This window comes from Blastococcus sp. PRF04-17, from assembly GCF_023016265.1.
GTDB lineage: Bacteria > Actinomycetota > Actinomycetes > Mycobacteriales > Geodermatophilaceae > Blastococcus_B.
On the sequence record NZ_CP095412.1, the window covers coordinates 4,516,090 to 4,532,370 of the forward strand.

The following is a 16,281-nucleotide window of genomic DNA, read 5'->3' on the forward strand; positions in this document are numbered from 1 at the left end:
CCCCGCGCGGTCCCTGCCCGGTATCCCAGTCGCTCTCAAGTCCTCTTCAAGAGGAGCCCGTGACAGTGCGGGTGGACGACCCGACGACACCGATGAGGACCAGATGACCAGCACGAACACGACGACCCAGCTGCTGCTCCCGGGGCAGGCCGCCGCGCCGGAGGGCCCGATCGACCTGACCCCGATGTGGCTGATGCACCACGCCTTCCGTCGCGATCTCGCCGCGTTCGCCGCCGCTGCCCAAACCACGCCGCTCGACGACCGCGCGACCTGGCAGGCGCTCTCCCAGCGGTGGCAGCGGTTCGCGAACGTCCTGCACCACCACCACAGCGGCGAGGACACCTACATCTGGCCCGTCCTGCTCGCCGCAGTCGACGAGGCCGGCGACCCGGCCGGACGGGAGACCCTCGAGGCGATGGAGGCCGAGCACGCGCAGATCGACCCGCTGCTCGAGCGGTGCGCCCGCGGCTTCGCGGCCCTCGGGCGTCGCGGCGACGCGGCGGCCCGCGCCGAACTCGCCGAGTGCGTGGCGACGACCCGTGAGCGGCTGGCCGCCCACCTCGGGCACGAGGAGCGCGACGCCATGGCCCTCGTGCAGCGTCTGCTGACCCCCGAGGCCTGGCACGCCCTGGACAAGCAGATCGGCTCGGGCTACCCGGTGCGCGAGGTTCCCTTCACCCTGGCCTGGGTGCTGCACGGGCTGCCGGCCGACGCGCTGCCGCGAGCGAAGGCCTTCCTCGGGACGCCGGCGTACACGCTCGCCACCGTCGTGTTCCGCCGCGGCTTCGAACGCGGGGAGCGGGCCGCCTTCCGGTACGCGTGAGGGCCCGTCGGGGGTCGGTCCGGAGGGATGCCGGGGCGGCCCGGAAGTTCGGGACGGCCGTCCCTGGGATCGGGGACGCGGGGCGCCGGAGGCTTCCGGCCGTACCCACCGACCCCCTCCGGAAGGACCCCCGACATGACCACCACCACCGACCCGGTGACTCCGGCGGCCGGCGCCGCGACGGCCGAGCTGAAGCCCGGCGCCCGGTTCCGCCGCGTCGGCGGCGCGCTCTCGCTGCTGGGCGCCGGCACGCTGACCTTCGTCAGCCTGCTGATGATCCCGTACGAGAACCAGACCCACGCCGAGTACCTGCAGACCGGGGTCGACCACACGACGAACATCCTGTGGGCGGCCGTGGTGCTCCACTTCGGCTACCTGCTGCTCGTGCCTGCCGCGTTCACCCTGGTGCGGCTGGCCCGCCGCACCGCGCCGAAGCTGTCGATGACGGCGATGGTGCTGGCCGGTCTGGGCTCCGGCCTCTCCGGGATCATCGTCGTGGACTTCTACGACGTCGCACTGGCCAACTCGCTGCCCGCAGACCAGGCCCTGGAGATCTGGAACCTGGCCGGGAGCTACGGGCAGGGCGCGATCATCGCCGCCTCGAGCGTCCTCGGCATGGCCCTCGGCATCAACCTCGCCGTCTTCGCCGCGTGGCGGGCGCGGGCCATCCCGGTCTACCCGCTGGTGCTCAACGTGGTCGGCTGGGCCGTCTTCACGCTGTTCTCCGGCGACGCCTGGCTGCCCTCGATCGGCACCGGCCTGGTGGCGATCGGCCTGGCCTGGGCCGGCGTCATCGTGCTCAGGACCCGCGACGAGGTGTGGGACCGCCTGTAGCCCGAGCGCCGCGAGGGCCCGGCAGCCGCGCGCTGCCGGGCTCTCGCGGTGTCTCAGGTCGGGCGGACCTCCAGGCCGGCCAGCTCGGGCGGCAGCTCGCCGGCGTGGACCACGCCGAGCCGCTGGGTGGCCCGGGTGAGGGCGACGTAGAGGTCGTTGTGCCCCCGCCACCCCTCCGCCACGATCGCCGCCGGGTCGACGACCAGCACCGAGTCGAACTCCAGCCCCTTGGCGCCCTCGGCCGACAGGACGACCGGTCCGGCGGTCAGGTCGTCGGACGTGGCCGGGAGGCGGGCGCTCACCGCTGCCGCCACCGCGGCGAGCCGGGTCCGGGGCGCCAGGACGGCGAGGGTGCCCTCCTCCCGGTCGAACGACGCAGCCGCCTCCGCCGCGGCGGCCGCGACCCGCTCCTCGGGCACCCGCAGCGCCCACGGCCGCACGCCCGTGGCGCGCACGGAGCGCCCCGTCGAGGTGCCCGCGCCACCCGCGGCGAGCACGTCGGCCGCCACCTCCATGATCTCGGCCGGGGTCCGGTAGTTGACCGTCAGCTCCTCCAGCCGCCAGTTCCAGCCCTGGCTCGGCCCCAGGTGCGGGGTGAGCATCGCCGCCCAGCTGCTGCCGCCGGCCGGTGAGCTCGTCTGCGCCACGTCGCCCACGAGCGTCATCGACCGGGTGGGGCAGCGGCGCAGCAGCAGCCGCCACGCCATGGCCGACAGCTCCTGCGCCTCGTCGACGATCACGTGCCCGTACGTCCAGGTGCGGTCGGTGCCGGCCCGTTGGGCCAGCGTCCGGGAGTCCGACTCCTCCTGGCGCTCCGCGAGGCCCTCGGCGTCGAGGAGGTCCCCGGCCGACAGCTCCTCGGCCTCCTCCTCGGTCTCGCTGTCGGTGGACCGGGAGCCGTGCAGCAGGTCGAGGGTCTCCTGGGCGTGCCGCCGGCGCCGCTGCCGCTCGCGCCGCGCCGCCGACCGCTGCGCCGAGTCGTCGACGCCGAGCAGTTCGTCGGCCTCGTCCAGCAGGGGGACGTCGGCGACGGTCCAGGGCGCGTCCGCCGGCCGCAGGAGCAGGGACCGGTCGGCGTCGCTCCAGCCGGACGTGGCCGCCGCGAGCTGGTCCGGCGACGCCAACAGGTCGCGCAGCAGCCGCTCGGCGGTCAGCCGGGGCCACAGCCGGTCGATCAGCCGGTGCACCGCGGGCTCGGCGGCCACCTCCCGCCGCAGCGCGAGGACGTCGGTGCGGTCGAGCAGGTTCGCCCCACCCAGCACGTTCTCGCCCAGCGTGTCGGCGTACTTGCCGGCGACCAGTTCGACGACGGCGCGGGCGGCGGCGGCCGGGCCTCGTTGTGCACCCGCGACGCCGCGCGGGCGCGGGAGCGGATCCGTGCCGCGTCGGCCCGGGTGAATCGGAGCCGGGTGCCGTCGACGTCGAGCTCCACCGGCCGGTCGAGGACCGCCTGCCGGTTGCGCACGGCGGCCGCGATCACCCCGGCCATGGCGGATCGGCCCTTGACCTCGGCGACCTCGGGGCGCTCGGCGGCCTCCGCGCGCAGGCCGGGCCGCAGCCCGCCCAGGTCGGCCAGCACCACGCCGGTCTCGCCGAGGGAGGGCAGCACGTCGGCGATGTACCGCAGGAAGGTGGCCGACGGCCCGACGACCAGCAGCCCGCTGCGGGCCAGCCGCTCCCGGTGGGTGTAGAGCAGGTACGCCGCCCGGTGCAGCGCCACCGCCGTCTTGCCGGTGCCGGGCCCGCCCTGGACGACGAGCACGCCGCGGGCGTCGGCGCGGATGATCCGGTCCTGCTCGGCCTGGATGGTGCGGACGATGTCGGTCATGCGCCCGGTCCGGCCGGCGTTCAGGGCCGCCAGCAGCACCGACTCGCCGGCCGGCCCCGGGCGCTGGGCGAGGTCCGGGTCGTCGAGGTCGAGGGTCTCGTCGGTGAGGGAGACCACCGTGCGCCCGCGCGTGCGGATGTGCCGACGGCGCCGGACACCGAGGTCGTGCAGCGGGGTCGCCGTGTAGAACGGCTGGGCGGCCGGTGCCCGCCAGTCGATGAGCAGTGGCTCCTCCACGCCGTCCTCCGCGGACAGCCCGATGCGTCCGACGTACCGCGGCACGTCGGCGTCCCTGCGGTCCAGCCGGCCGAAGCACAGCCCGTCCTGGGCCGCGTCGAGCGCGACGAGCCGCTCGGTGTGCAGCTGCACGGCGGCCTCCCGCTCACCCACCGACTGCGGGTTGTGGGTGCGGGTCGCCAGCGCCTCGGCCAGCCGGGACGCCGTCCGCGCCCGGAGGTCGTCGAGGCGGCGGTGCAGACCGGTCACGTATGCCTGCTCCGCGGCCAGTTCGGCATCCGCCGCATCCGCGGACCCAGCTGTCGACAAGGCTCTTCTCTCTCCGGGCGCTCCCGTGACCGGCGTGGGTGCCGGTCGTCCTGTTCGCGACCAGCGTCCCAGGCCTCGTCCTGCTGCCGGTCGGCGATCGACCTCGACGACGGTGTCGCCTACGTCGAGGTCAGGTGGCTCGACAGCCGGTCGGCCAGCTCGCCCGGGCGGCTGAGGGCCACGAGGTGGCCGCCGGGGACCTCCTCGACCGGGCACCCGAGCCGCTCCGCGGCCAGCCGGCGCTGGAAGTCCGCCGGGAAGAAGCGGTCGTCGCGGCCGCACAGCACGCGGGTCGGCACGTCCGGCCAGGCGACCAGCGGCCACGGGTCCTCGAAGGGGCGGGCGGACTGGCCGAAGGGCTGGGCGTACGCGGCGGCCACCACGTCGGCCGGGACGTCGTGGAAGAAGTACTCGTCCTGGTCGCCCGCGTCGCCGCTGAGACCGTGCCGCGCGGAGTGCTCGGCGACCGCCGCCGCGTGACCGGTGACCGTCCACCACTCGCCGCCGGTCTCGCCCGGCCGCGGCACCATCGCGTTGACCAGCACCAGCAGCTCCACCGGCACCCTGTCGCAGACCAGCGGAGCGGTGAGCCCGCCCATGGACTGCGCCACCAGGACCACCGGCCGTCGGGCCCCGATCGCGGTGACGACCGCGTCGGCGTACGCCGCCAGGCCCGCCGTGTCGTCGTCGGCGGGCAGATCCACCGCCACCGCGGCGTACCCGCGACGCTCCAGCTCGGGCACCAGACGGTGCCAGTACCAGGCCTGTCCGCCTGCCCCGGGGATCAGCACGAAGGTCGCCGTCACGCCTGGTCCGACCGTCCCTCAGCACCGAACTCATCGCCACCGGTCTCATCGCTGTCGGGGCGCAACGTCGAGGTCACCTCGCCGTCACATCCGACTCCTACCGTTCTCGGTGCGCCGAGAGAAGGGGGAGCACCCGTGAGCACGACCACGACGGAACCGGCCACCTGGGTCTGCGAGAACTGCCGGGCCGAGACGGCCGCCGACCGCAAGCGGTGCCGCGACTGCGGGACCACCCGGTACTGACACCCGCGGGTCACGCGGACGGAGGGGTCACGCGGCCGGCGGTGCCCCCCGCAGCCGCACGACGGCTGCCCGGTAGTGCCGGATGCCGTAGGTGCGCCAGGCCAGGCGGACCGAGCGCGGGAGCCCGTCCAGCAGGCGGGCGCGGTCACCGGCGCAGGAGTCCTCGAGGGCCAGACCGAGCACCAGCAGCTGCTCCGGACCGGAGAGCCGGCAGTGCGAGGACCGGGCGATCGCCGCCCAGTCGCCCAGCCGCAGGTACTCGCCCAGCAGGGGGAGCAGCGTCCGCTCCTCCTCGGCGGTCTGCGCGTCGACGGCGTCGGCGACGGTCGCGCAGGCGGCCGCGAAGCCGTCCCGTGCGCCGCCCGTGCCGGCGACCTGCCACTGGCGGGCGGCGGTCGCGACGTCGCGCAGCATGTTGTCGATCCGCGCGCAGCCTGCTGTCCAGTCCTCCACCGCGGACCGCACCTCGGCGGCCCGGTCGTCGGGAACCATCCGGAGCAGGGCGGGCCACACGGCCTCCCGCTCCACCGCGTGGTGGTGCAGCAGGACCCGGCTGATCAGGTCGGCGTGGCGGGTGAGCGTCGCGCTGCGCCCCTGGTCGGCGGGCGCGGCCCAGACGGCCAGCTCGGCCAGCATGCGCAGCTCGCGGCGCACCAGCTGGTGCAGCACGCGCTGGTAGGAGACCGCCCGGCCGGCGGTCGTCGCCGCCGCCTGGACGACGGCGTCGCACACGCCGTCGCCGGACGAGCGGGGAGCGGGGATCAGGGTGGTCGGTCGGACCACGGTCGTGGTCATGCGGCGCACCTCGTTCGGTGGTCGTGCCGGAGCACCGGTGGTCCTACCGGTACGGATGCCGGGAGGGTAGGACCGAGGCGCCGACCGCACCAGGGGATTGCGGAGACGCATCGGATCGGTGATCCGCACGTCTCCGGCGCGTCGTGCCGCCGTGTGATCGCGCTCTGCGGTTCCCGAGCGGCCACGCCGGGCGGGTCTCGCCTACATTCGGCGGGTGGACAACGTCGTGGCACGCAATGCCGTGAGCACCACCGGGGTCCCCGACGGCCGCCCGATCGTGTTCGTGCACGGCTTCGGGTGCGACCAGACGATGTGGCGGTTCGTCGCTCCCGACTTCGAGGTGGACCACCGTGTGGTCCTCCTGGACCTGGTGGGTTCCGGCAACTCCGACCTCTCCGCGTACGACGCCGAGAAGTACGGCTCGCTCGACGGCCATGCCGGCGACGTGGTGGAGATCTGCCGCGAGCTCGACCTCCACGACGTCGTCCTCGTGGGCCATTCGGTGAGCGCGATGATCGGCGCCCTGGCCACCTGCAAGGCCCCGGAGCTCTTCGGGGCGCTGGTCATGGTGGGTCCCAATCCCCGCTACGTCGACGACGGCGACTACGTCGGCGGCTTCAGCCGCACCGACATCGTCGGTCTGCTCGACGCCCTCGAGGCCAACCACCTCGGCTGGTCCACCCAGATGGCGCCGGTGATCATGGGCAACCCGGACCGGCCGGCGCTGGCGCAGGAGCTGACCAACAGCTTCTGCCGCACCGATCCGGCGATCGCCGCACACTTCGCCCGCGTCACGTTCCTGTCCGACAACCGTGCCGACCTGCCGAACGTCTGCGTACCGACGTTGGTGCTGCAGTGCAGCGAGGACGCCATCGCGCCCGACGTCGTGGGCCGGTACGTGCACGAGCAGGTACCCGGGAGCGTGTTCACCCAGTTGCGGGCCACCGGCCACGTCCCCCACCTGAGCGCCCCGGAGGAGACCACCGCCGCCATCCGGGCGTTCCTGTCGGGATGATCCCGTCCGGGATGGAGGCTGGAGACTCGGCGATGGACCCGGCGATGGACCCGGTCGGCAACCCGGGGAGCGACCCACGCGCCCAGCTCGGGCGGCTCCTGGAGGAGGACCCCGCCGATCTCTACGAGAACGCGCCCATGGGCTACCTCTCCACGCTGCCCGACGGGCGGATCGTCAAGGTCAACCGCACGTTCTGCGCGTGGACGGGGAGGGCTCCCGACGACCTGATCGGCACACGGTTCCAGGACCTGCTCAGCATCGGCGGGCAGGTCTTCCACGAGACCCACCTGGCGCCGCTGCTGCGGATGCAGGGCGCGGTGCGGGAGATCGCCCTGGACGTCGTCCGGGTCGACGGCTCGCTGCTGCCGTGCCTGCTCAACGCCGTCGAGCTGCGCGACGAGGCCGGGGCGCCGCTGCTGGTGCGGGCGACCCTGTTCGAGGCGACGGCGCGACGGCGGTACGAACGCGAGCTGCTGGCGGCCCAGCGGACCGCGCAGGAGTCCGAGGCCCGGTCGCGCGTGGTGCAGACGGTGGTCAGCGATCTGGCCGCCGCCACGTCGGTGGACGGCGTCGGGGCCGTGATCGTCCAGCACGGCCGGTCGGCGTTGCGGGCCAAGGGCGCGGCGCTGGTGCTGGTCGAGCAGGAGGGTCCCGACGGCGTCCCGACGCTGCGCACCGCGCACGGCCAAGGCATCTCCGAGGCGCTGATGGCGGAGCTGCGGCGGGCGGCCGCCGACCGGCTGCCCCTGGAGCTGGCGGAGGGCGTGCGCACCGTCGCGCTCGACGAGCGGCTGCGTCAGCGACAGCCCGGCGTCGCCGCCGCGATGAGCACCGAGTCGCTGACCGCGCTGGTGACCGTTCCGGTCACCGCGGACAGCCGGCGGCTCGGCATGCTGCTGCTCGCCCTGGGCACCCCGGCCGGTGGCCTGATCAGCCTCGACGACCCCGGCGAGCCGGTCCTGTCACCGGCGGACGTCGACCTGCTGTGGACCCTGGGCCGGCAGGCCGGTCAGGCGCTCGAACGGGCCCGGCTCTACGAGGAGACCGCCCGGCAGGCGGAGCGCGCGGCGTTCCTGCTCGACGCGGCACGATTGCTGGCCGGTGCGGCGGACGTCGTCGAGGTCGTGGAACGGCTGGCCGAACTGGCGGTGCAGCGCCTCGCCGACCTCTGCGTGATCGACCTGGTCACCGACGAGGGCATGACGCGACCGGCCGCACGACACCGGGATCCTGCCCTCCAGGAACTGATGGACGAGCTCAAGGTGCGGCACCTGGGGCCCCGCCGGGGGCCGCATCCGAGCGTGGCGGCGGTGCGCGAGGGCGGCACCCACTGGATCCGGCACGTGGACGACGAGCTGCTCGCCTCCCTCACCTCCGACGACCGGCACCTCGAGATCGCCCGGGCCCTGGACCTCGCGAGCATCGTCGCCGTGCCGCTGGTGGCCGACGGGCAGCGTCTGGGCGTGGTGACGCTGTGCGCCGACCGCCGGCGCGGCGGCTTCACCGAGGCCGACGTGGAGATGGCCGAGCAGCTGGGCCTGCAGGTGTCGCTGGTGGTGGCGAAGGCCCAGCGGTACGAGCTCGACGTCCGGACCTCCCACACCCTGCAGTCCAACCTGCTGCCGCCGGCGCCTCCGGCGCTGCCCGGGTTGGTCACGGCGGTGCGCTACCTCGCCGCGAGCTACGGCGTGGAGGTGGGCGGGGACTTCTACGACGTCGTGGAGCTGCCGAACCAGCACGTGTCGCTGGCGGTCGGTGACGTCGTCGGCCACGACATCACCGCGGCCGCCACCATGGGCCAGCTCAACAGCGTCTACCGGGCGCTCCTGGTCGACCGGCCCACCCCCAGCTCGATGATCGACCGGCTCCAGGCCTCCTGGCCGCTGCTCGGCCTGCAGCGCATGGCGACGGCGCTGTTCGCCACCCTGGACCCGGCGACCGGACAGCTCCGGATCGCCTCGGCCGGGCACCTGCCGCCGCTGCTGATCACCGCCGGCCACGCGGAGTTCCTGCCGGTGACGCCGAGCCGGATGCTGGGTGCCCCGCCGGCACCCGCGCCGGCGCCGGAGTGGGCAGGTGTGCTGCCGGCCGGGGCGACCCTGGTGCTGTTCACCGACGGGCTGGTCGAGAGCCGGTCGGCCGACATCGACGAGGGCCTCGCGCAGCTGCTGGCGCTGGCCGCGTCCGCGGAGACCACCGACCCCGACGAACTCTGCGACCGGCTGCTGGCCGGGCTGACGGGGGCGCACCGCGCCGACGACATCGCGCTGCTGGCGATCACCCGAGCCGGCTGATACACCCCTTCCCGGCGGCGCCGGATGGGGCGACCATGGCAGTGGACCCCTGTGCTGGAGGTGGCCATGGATTCCTCTTCCGTCGACCCGGTGGCCCCGAACCCGGTTGCGGTGGCGATCGACGGCGCGACCGGCGACTGGTCGATGTCCGGCGACGCCATGCGCTGGTCACCCGACCTGGCCTCCCGCGAGCCCACGCCCGGCGAGCTGCGGGGCCTGGACGTCGCTGCGGGCATCGGCGCGGGTCTCGGCCTGGACATGACCGGCGTCCGCCGCCTGGTGTCCGGTGCGCTCACCTCACTGGGCGCGGTCGCCAGCGACGTCGTGACCGAGTTCCGGCAGCTCACCCGCGGAACGCAGGAGGGCGAGGCGCGGGTGGACGACTGACCCCGGCGGGTCAGCCCGGCGAGCCGTAGGACGCCACCGGCACCCCCGGCGCGTCGACGTCGAACGCGAGGACGCTGCCGCCGAGGGGTTCCGCGGCGTCCTGCTCGGGGGTGAGTCGGGTGCGCGAGGTCGTTACGAAGACCGTGCGCAGGTCGTCGCCGCCGAACGCGACGCTGGTGGGGTAGGTGACCGGCACCGGCACCACGTGGGTCAGCGCCCCGCCGGCGTCGTACCGGTGCACCGCCCCGCCGCCGAAGAGGGCGACCCACACGCCGCCGGCGGTGTCCGTGGCCAGGCCGTCGGGCAGGCCGGCGTCCTCGCCGATCCGGGCGAAGACCTCCCGGTCGCCCAGCTCCCCGCCGTCGAGGCGGTAGTCGTACCGCCAGATCACCCGCCGCGGCGTGTCGACCAGGTACAGGACGGTGGACTCGGCATCCCAGGCGAGCCCGTTCGACGCGGAGAGGCCGGTCTCCGCCACCCGCACCGAGCCGTCCACGTCCACGACGTGCAGCGTCGCCAGGGAACCGCCGTCCCGGTCGTAGGTGCCGATCCAGAGCCGCCCGCGATCGTCGCACTTGCCGTCGTTCAGGGTGGTGGACTCCGTGTCCGGGTCGATCCGGCAGAGCTCGGCGCGGCTGCCGTCGGCCCGCCACCGCGTCACGGTGCTGCCCCCTGCCACGACCAGTCCGCCGTCGCGGTCGGGGACGGCGAGGCTGACCGGCCCTCCGACGGCGGTGCGGGTCTCCTGCCCGGTGTCCGCGGACCACCGGATCACCTGCTCGGCCCGGATGTCCACCCGCACCAGCTCCCGCCGGCCGGGGTGCCAGCTCGGTCCCTCGCCCAGCGTGTCGCGGGCCGCCACCGCGACCCGGACCTCGGCCGTTCCCCGTCGCTGCACGTCGCTAGTGGATCAGAGCGGCGGCCCGGGCGACAACGGCGCCGTCCTAGGGTGCGACGCGTGCAGACATCGGGCGAGGTCAAGGTCCACGCGTTCATGGTCAAGAAGGCCGGGCTGTCCGACGAGGAGTTCCACCGGCACTGGCGCGATCCGCACGGCCACCTCGCGATGCGGGTCAGGGAGATCATCCGCTACGTGCAGGACCACACGTTCGGCGCGCAGCCGCGGTTCGACGGCTGGGCGCCGCTGATCTACCACGGGCTGCCCGCGGTGTGGTTCGCCGACATTGGGACCGCCACGGGACTGCACTCGAACCCGGACTTCCAGGAGTCGCACGCCGACGAGGAGAACCTCGTGGAGCGGGACCAGCTCGGCTGGTTGCGCAGCACCGAGACGGTGCTCGTGCCGGGCCCGGTGCCCGCTCCGGGCGATCCGGAGCGGTGGAAGCTCACGCTGCTGGTCCGCGGGCGACCGTCGTGGGCGGGGGAGGCGTTCCGGTCGGCGATCGTCGACGTCGCGCGCGACGTGGCGGGCACCCTGCCCGATCTGGTCCGCGCCACGGTGTCGCTGCCCCGGCCCGACCAGTACACGGAGACCAGGGCGCTGTACGACGCCGTCCTGGAGTTCGCGTTCGGCAGCCGGGCGGAGCTGGAGGTCGCCACCGACGTCTTCGCGGAGCGGAGCCTGCCCGCGGTCGAGCGCGTCGTGGACCCAGCCGGATCCAGCGCCGCCTGGACCTACGAGGAGCGCTGGATCTGGCCGTGACGGGCCGAGGTCAGACGACCTCGGCCGGAGCCTGCCTCCACGGCGCCAGCACGGCGTCCGGGTCGGTGTACTCGGTCGGCAGGTCGTCGGTCATGTCCAGGATCGCCCCCATGCGGCCGTAGCCGACGAACGTGGCGACCTGGAAGCACAGCTCCATCACCTCCTGGGTGGTGAAGTGGTCGTAGAGCCGGGCGAAGGTCTCGTCGGTCACCGACAGGTGGTCGGTCGCCATCTTGTCCGCGAGCGCGAGCGCCGCCTTCTCCGCCTCGGTGAGGTCGGGCGCCTCCTCCGGCCGCTCGAGCGAGCACACCAGGCCCTCGTCGATGCCCGCGTCCAGGGCGTCGCTGTACCGGATCGACATGCACGTGCGGCACTGGTTGTGGAAGGAGACCCGCAGCCGGACCAGCTCCACGAGGCGACGGGGGAGCGTGCCGTTGTCGCGCATCGCCCGCATGAACTGCAGGTACGGGCCGGCGATAGCGGGTGCCTGGGCGTAGACCTGTTGCCGCAACGGCGCTCCGGCTCCCACCAGGGGCTCGTACTGCTCTCTCGGTGCGGGGGGAACTCGCGACATGGTGCCTCCGATCCGGACGGGATGAAGCTGACTATGCCCCACCGGACCCTGTCCTAGCAGGCCTATCTCTGCATACAGTGCGCATGGACTTTGCGCATGGAAGTCGTCGAGCGGAAGGAGTGGCGCATGTCGGAATCGCTGGAGGACCGGATCGGCCGGCTCGAGGACAGGGCGGCGATCCAGGAGCTCGCCGTCCTGTACGGGTTCATCATGGACGAGCGCGACGAGGAGGGGATCCGCGAGATCTTCACCGAGGACGCCACCCTGCGGTCCGAGGACGGCGTCTTCGCGGCGAACGGTCTCGAGGAGATCGTCACCACCTACCTCGGCCGGTTCGCCCAGCTCGGCCCGACCAACCACTTCTCGCACGGGCACGTCGTCCGCTTCGATCCGGCCGACCGGGACCGCGCCACGGGCCTGCTGGCGTCGCACGCCGAGGTCGACCGGAACGGCACGGCGATGCAGGTGGCGCTGCGCTACAAGGACACCTACCGCCGGGTCGACGGGCGCTGGCGCTTCGCCGACCGGCTCATGGGCTACATGTACTACATGCCGCTGGCGGAGATGGCGACCGGCCTCGGCGACCGCAACAGCGTGCGGGCGTACGGCGACCACCGGCCCGCGGACTGGCCCGAGGTGCTCTACCGCGAGTCCGGCAACGCCTTCCTCAAGAACTACCGCTGAACGCCCCACCTCCCGGGGGCCGGCCCCCGGGAGGCGGAGCGTCAGCGGTTCGAGGCGCGGCGTCGGGGCCGCGCATGGTGATGGCCGCCCAGGTGAGTTCGGCGTGGCGTCGCCACCGCGCGGGCTCGGTCTCACCCATGTCCGCGAGGCGGCCGGCGGTCCCGAGGACGAGCACGGTCAGGTCGGCGTAGGTGACGTCGGGCGTGACCAGCCCGTCCCGGATCGCGCGGGCCAGCGCCTCGGTGATCAGCGCCTCGACCGCGCGGCGCGCCCCGGCCACCCGCTGGTCGATGTTCTCGGCCCCGAAGGGGTCCAGCGCCGGCCGCTGCTGACGCAGCCGGTCGAAGTCGTGTGCGCGGAACAGGTCGAGGGCCATCCGGTTCCGGCGCAGCCGCTCGTACAGCTCGGCGACCAGGCCCTGGAACGCCCCGCCGGCGGGCTCGGACGCCAGCAACTGCTCCAGCGCGGAGCGCCAGTCCTCGAGCCAGCGCGTGGCGACCTCGGCCAGCAGATCTGCCTTCGTCGGGAAGTGGCGGAACACCGTCGCGTTGCCCACCTGCGCCCGCTCCGCGATGTCGCCGACGGTGGCGCCGAGACCTTGCTCGGCGAGGACCTGGACCGCGGCCTCCGAGACCCGGGCCCGGTTGCGGGCGGCGTCGGACCGCGGCCGCCGAGCCGGCCGTGCGTTCGCGGCGTCGGTCACGAAAAGATCTTAGCAAAGCGGATTGAGCCAGTCCGTTTAGCGCGGTAGCGTGCTCCGCATTCCATCGAGAACGGCGGAGGCGCACCCATGACCGACATGCTCGAGCTCGACGCCGACCGGGTCGTGGAGGAGTTCTTCGAGCGCGGGTGGACCGACGGGCTGCCCGTCGTCCCGCCGACGCCGGAGGCCGTCGACGCGATGATCGCGACGGTCGACCTCGAACGGGACGACGTCATCGGTGGCATCCCGCGCCGCAACCGCTGGCTCACCGTCGAGCAGGCCGCGGTGAACGCGGTGATGGCCGGCTGCCGGCCCGACTACTTCCCGATCGTGGTGGCCGCGCTGGGTGCGGCGCTCGACCCCGCGTTCAACGCGCACGCCGCGTTCACCAGCACCGGTGGGGCGGCGACCTGCGTCGTGGTGAGCGGCCCGCTGGCCGCCGCGGTGGGCATGAACGCCTCCCACAACGCGCTCGGCTCCGGCAACCGGGCGAACGCGACGATCGGCCGCGCGGTGCGCCTGGTCGCCCGCAACGTCTTCGGCGCGAGCACGGGCGACATGGACGCCAGCTCGATGGGCAACCCCGGCAAGTACACGCTCTGCTTCGCCGAGGAGGACCCGCCCAGCCCCTGGCTGCCGCTGCGCGTCCGGCTGGGCTTCGCGGCGGAGGACACCACGGTCACCGTGATGGCGACCGAGGGCCCGCGGCAGATCGCCAACATCCTGTCCGAGGACCCCGAGGACGTGCTGCGCACGTTCGTCTCGGCGATCAAGGTTCCCTCCACCTTCTCGGTCGGGAAGGGTGGCCAGGCCTTCGTCGTCATGGGTCCCGAGCACGCCCTGGCGGTGCGGCAGGCCGGCTGGACGCAGGAGCAGGCCCAGGAGTTCCTCTACCGCGAGAGCCGGATCCTGCCCGAGGAGCTGGTCGCGAACGGCGTCCACCTGGAGGTCGACAGCGCGCACGACATGACCCCGGGCAGCGACGGCCGGCTGCCCAGCCTCGCGTCCCCCGACGACGTCTTCGTGGTCACCGCCGGTGGCCCCGGGGCCGGCTGGTCGGCGTACCTCCCCGCGTTCGCGCCCGTGAAGCACACGCGGGCGATCACCCGGCGCGTGCGCCTGGCCGGCGAGGCGCTGCCCGACTGCGGCCCGGACTCCTGCGACATCGACCTCTCGACCCTCTCCGCAGCCCAGCGCTGACCCTCACCCCGACCCCGGAGGAAGCCATGACCGCCACCCTGTCCCGCACCATCCGGGTGCACAGTCCGATCGCCGTCAGCGAACCGGCCGCACCGGTGGAGCTCGCGCCCCGGGGGAACGTGCAGGAGGGCGCGCGGCTGCTCCTGATCGACAACGGCAAGCCGAGGGCGCGCGACCTCCTGCGCATGCTCGCCGACCAGATGCAGATCCTGCTGCCGATCGGGTCGGTCGAGGTGGTCAGCAAGCCATCGGCCGCCTCCCCGCTGGCCGACGACGAGGCCGCGGAGATCGCCGCTCGCGCCGACCTCGCCATCACCGGGCTGGGCGACTGCGGTGCCTGCAGCGCCTGCTCGCTGCACGACGCACTGCTGCTCGAGCGGTCCGGCGTCCCGAGCACCGTGCTCATCACCGACGTCTTCGTCGCCCACGTCAACCGGTTCGCCGTCAACCTCGGCGCCCCGGGCTACCACCACCTCGTCGTCCCGCACCCGGCGGCGACCAAGCCGGACGACGAACTGCGGCGCCTGGCGCGGTCGGTGGCCCCGGCCGCCCGTGACCAGCTGGCGCTGTAGCGAACCCGCGCCGCCCCGGGTCGGTCAGGTGACCGGCTCGGTGGCGGCCCGGCCGGCCGGCAGCGGCACGTCGTCGATGGTCCGGCCCGGCCGCAACACCGGCACGCTGAGCAGGACCAGGGCGGTGAGCACGAGCACCGTGGCGTAGCCGGCGACGAAGCTTCCGGTGAGGTCGTGCATCAGGCCCAGGAGCGCAGGCCCGGCCGCCCCGGCGAGGAACGCCACGAGCATGACCATCCCGGTCAGCCGGGCGGCGTCGGCCTGCGACCGCGTGGTGTCGACCAGGAGGACCAGTCCGAGGGTGGAGCTCCCACCCACCCCGAAGCCGAACACCAGCACGGCCGGGACGGCGAGGGCGAGCGGGGCGACGAGCAGGCAGACGATGCCGATCCCGCTGCACGCGACGCAGAGCGCCAGCATCAGGCGCCGGTCGCGCGTGAAGTCGGTGAGCCACGGCAGCGTCAGCATGGCGAACAACTGGACCACCTGGAAGAGCACGAAGTACTCGGCCGCCCGCTGTCCGGGCACGCCGAGGTCGACGTAGAACGGCGTGATCCACGCGAGCCCGCTGAACCCGATGATCATGTTGGCGGCCGTGAACCAGGTGACCCATCGCGCCGTCGGCGAGCGCCAGGGGAGCCGGTTGTTCGTCACGACCGGGGCCGCAGCGCGGGCCGGGCCGGTCCGGGCGCGCAGCCGGGGGACGAGAGCGAGCCACAGCAGCGCGGTGAGCGCGGTGATGCCGCCCCACAGCGCCAGGGCCGGCCGCCAGCCCGACAGCGCCCGCTCCGTCGGCACGGCGACCCAGGCCGCGACCGCGACACCCAGCGCCAGGCCGGTCGAGTACACGCCCATGGTCAGGCCGCGGATCCGCGGGACGTGCTCGGCGATCAGGCTCGGCAGCAGCGCCGACGAGCCGCCCATCCCGATGCCGGCCAGGGCCGAGGACACCAGGAAGATCGGCTCGGTCACGGCGACCAGGCGCAGCGTGCACCCGGCGGCCAGGACCAGGAGGGTGACCACGGTGGCGCGCTCGGGGCCGAGCCGGGCGCCCAGCCGCTGACCGAGCGGCGCCGACAGCCCCATGAAGATGATCACGACCGACGTCAGCATCCCCTGCGACGTGGCCGAGAGCCGGAGGTCCTCGGCGATGTCGGGCAGGAGGGGCGGCACCGAGCCCATAGCCGCGCGCAGGTTCAGCCCGATCAGGGCCACCATCGCCACGAAGATCCAGGCGGGCAGCCGGGGCCGGCCGGCCGGCGGTGGGGCTACCTCCCGCGGGAGGGGGACCGGGGAGTCGCTCACCGGCCGGAC

The 16,281-nt window shown here is 74.0% G+C and carries 17 protein-coding genes; 9 read left to right on the forward strand and 8 right to left on the reverse strand.

All coding sequences use genetic code 11. The annotated features are described in order from the left end of the window. Nucleotides 1–103 precede the first annotated feature (103 nt). Together MVA48_RS22945 and MVA48_RS22950 are read left to right on the forward strand one after the other, a co-directional pair. Nucleotides 104–823, forward strand: coding sequence for a hemerythrin domain-containing protein (locus MVA48_RS22945; protein ID WP_246984125.1), 720 nt, complete (start codon nucleotides 104–106; stop codon nucleotides 821–823). A gap of 135 nt (nucleotides 824–958) precedes the next feature. Continuing rightward, nucleotides 959–1,657, forward strand: coding sequence for a hypothetical protein (locus MVA48_RS22950; RefSeq protein ID WP_246984127.1), 699 nt, complete (start codon nucleotides 959–961; stop codon nucleotides 1,655–1,657). Between the two features lie 53 nt (nucleotides 1,658–1,710). On the opposite strand, the gene MVA48_RS22955 is transcribed toward MVA48_RS22950, so the two are convergent. The 4 genes from MVA48_RS22955 to MVA48_RS22970 all read right to left on the reverse strand — a co-directional run bounded on the left by MVA48_RS22955 (nucleotide 1,711) and on the right by MVA48_RS22970 (nucleotide 5,875). Then, entirely contained in the window at nucleotides 1,711–2,919 is a 1,209-nt protein-coding gene (locus MVA48_RS22955) for an ATP-binding domain-containing protein (RefSeq protein ID WP_246984129.1), read from the reverse strand. Then, nucleotides 2,832–3,971 (reverse strand): HelD family protein, encoded by a 1,140-nt coding sequence (locus tag MVA48_RS22960; protein WP_246984143.1) that lies wholly within the window; start codon nucleotides 3,969–3,971, stop codon nucleotides 2,832–2,834. The genes MVA48_RS22955 and MVA48_RS22960 overlap by 88 nt, the downstream gene beginning before the upstream one ends. 179 nt (nucleotides 3,972–4,150) lie before the next feature. Continuing rightward, nucleotides 4,151–4,837 (reverse strand): alpha/beta fold hydrolase, encoded by a 687-nt coding sequence (locus MVA48_RS22965; RefSeq protein WP_246984145.1) that lies wholly within the window; start codon nucleotides 4,835–4,837, stop codon nucleotides 4,151–4,153. 270 nt (nucleotides 4,838–5,107) lie between these two features. After that, nucleotides 5,108–5,875 (reverse strand): hemerythrin domain-containing protein, encoded by a 768-nt coding sequence (locus MVA48_RS22970; protein WP_246984147.1) that lies wholly within the window; start codon nucleotides 5,873–5,875, stop codon nucleotides 5,108–5,110. Nucleotides 5,876–6,089: 214 nt separating this feature from the next. Between MVA48_RS22970 and MVA48_RS22975 the strand changes: the two genes are divergently transcribed. The 3 genes from MVA48_RS22975 to MVA48_RS22985 all read left to right on the forward strand — a co-directional run bounded on the left by MVA48_RS22975 (nucleotide 6,090) and on the right by MVA48_RS22985 (nucleotide 9,571). Further along, nucleotides 6,090–6,890, forward strand: coding sequence for an alpha/beta fold hydrolase (locus MVA48_RS22975; protein ID WP_246984149.1), 801 nt, complete (start codon nucleotides 6,090–6,092; stop codon nucleotides 6,888–6,890). 11 nt (nucleotides 6,891–6,901) lie between these two features. Then, nucleotides 6,902–9,184: a SpoIIE family protein phosphatase gene (locus MVA48_RS22980; protein WP_246984151.1), complete on the forward strand. Its 2,283-nt coding sequence runs from the start codon at nucleotides 6,902–6,904 to the stop codon at nucleotides 9,182–9,184. Between the two features lie 66 nt (nucleotides 9,185–9,250). Continuing rightward, complete coding sequence (locus MVA48_RS22985) at nucleotides 9,251–9,571, forward strand: hypothetical protein (protein ID WP_246984153.1); 321 nt, start codon at nucleotides 9,251–9,253, stop codon at nucleotides 9,569–9,571. 10 nt (nucleotides 9,572–9,581) lie between these two features. Here the strand turns inward: MVA48_RS22985 and MVA48_RS22990 are convergent, their stop codons facing one another. Further along, a complete protein-coding gene (locus MVA48_RS22990; RefSeq protein WP_246984155.1) occupies nucleotides 9,582–10,469 on the reverse strand; it encodes an SMP-30/gluconolactonase/LRE family protein in 888 nt (295 codons plus the stop codon). Between the two features lie 60 nt (nucleotides 10,470–10,529). Between MVA48_RS22990 and MVA48_RS22995 the strand changes: the two genes are divergently transcribed. Then, entirely contained in the window at nucleotides 10,530–11,234 is a 705-nt protein-coding gene (locus MVA48_RS22995; protein ID WP_246984157.1) for an EthD domain-containing protein, read from the forward strand. A gap of 10 nt (nucleotides 11,235–11,244) precedes the next feature. Here the strand turns inward: MVA48_RS22995 and MVA48_RS23000 are convergent, their stop codons facing one another. Further along, the gene (locus MVA48_RS23000; RefSeq protein ID WP_246984159.1) at nucleotides 11,245–11,808 is read right to left on the reverse strand and encodes a carboxymuconolactone decarboxylase family protein; all 564 of its coding nucleotides are present in this window, start codon (nucleotides 11,806–11,808) and stop codon (nucleotides 11,245–11,247) included. 126 nt (nucleotides 11,809–11,934) lie between these two features. Between MVA48_RS23000 and MVA48_RS23005 the strand changes: the two genes are divergently transcribed. Continuing rightward, on the forward strand, nucleotides 11,935–12,492 hold the full coding sequence (locus tag MVA48_RS23005; RefSeq protein ID WP_246984160.1) for a nuclear transport factor 2 family protein: 558 nt from the start codon (nucleotides 11,935–11,937) through the stop codon (nucleotides 12,490–12,492). Here the strand turns inward: MVA48_RS23005 and MVA48_RS23010 are convergent. Beyond that, on the reverse strand, nucleotides 12,476–13,195 hold the full coding sequence (locus MVA48_RS23010; protein ID WP_246984162.1) for a TetR/AcrR family transcriptional regulator: 720 nt from the start codon (nucleotides 13,193–13,195) through the stop codon (nucleotides 12,476–12,478). The genes MVA48_RS23005 and MVA48_RS23010 overlap by 17 nt on opposite strands. Before the next feature lie 87 nt (nucleotides 13,196–13,282). Here MVA48_RS23010 and MVA48_RS23015 point away from each other — a divergent pair, with 87 nt between their 5' ends. After that, nucleotides 13,283–14,395, forward strand: a complete 1,113-nt coding sequence (locus MVA48_RS23015) for a hypothetical protein (RefSeq protein ID WP_246984164.1) — start codon at nucleotides 13,283–13,285, stop codon at nucleotides 14,393–14,395. Between the two features lie 26 nt (nucleotides 14,396–14,421). Further along, nucleotides 14,422–14,967 carry a UGSC family (seleno)protein gene (locus MVA48_RS23020; protein ID WP_246984166.1) on the forward strand — a complete coding sequence of 182 codons (546 nt, stop codon included), beginning with the start codon at nucleotides 14,422–14,424 and terminating at the stop codon, nucleotides 14,965–14,967. 24 nt (nucleotides 14,968–14,991) lie between these two features. Here the strand turns inward: MVA48_RS23020 and MVA48_RS23025 are convergent, their stop codons facing one another. Then, nucleotides 14,992–16,272 carry an MFS transporter gene (locus MVA48_RS23025; RefSeq protein ID WP_246984168.1) on the reverse strand — a complete coding sequence of 427 codons (1,281 nt, stop codon included), beginning with the start codon at nucleotides 16,270–16,272 and terminating at the stop codon, nucleotides 14,992–14,994. Between the last annotated feature and the right edge of the window lie 9 nt (nucleotides 16,273–16,281).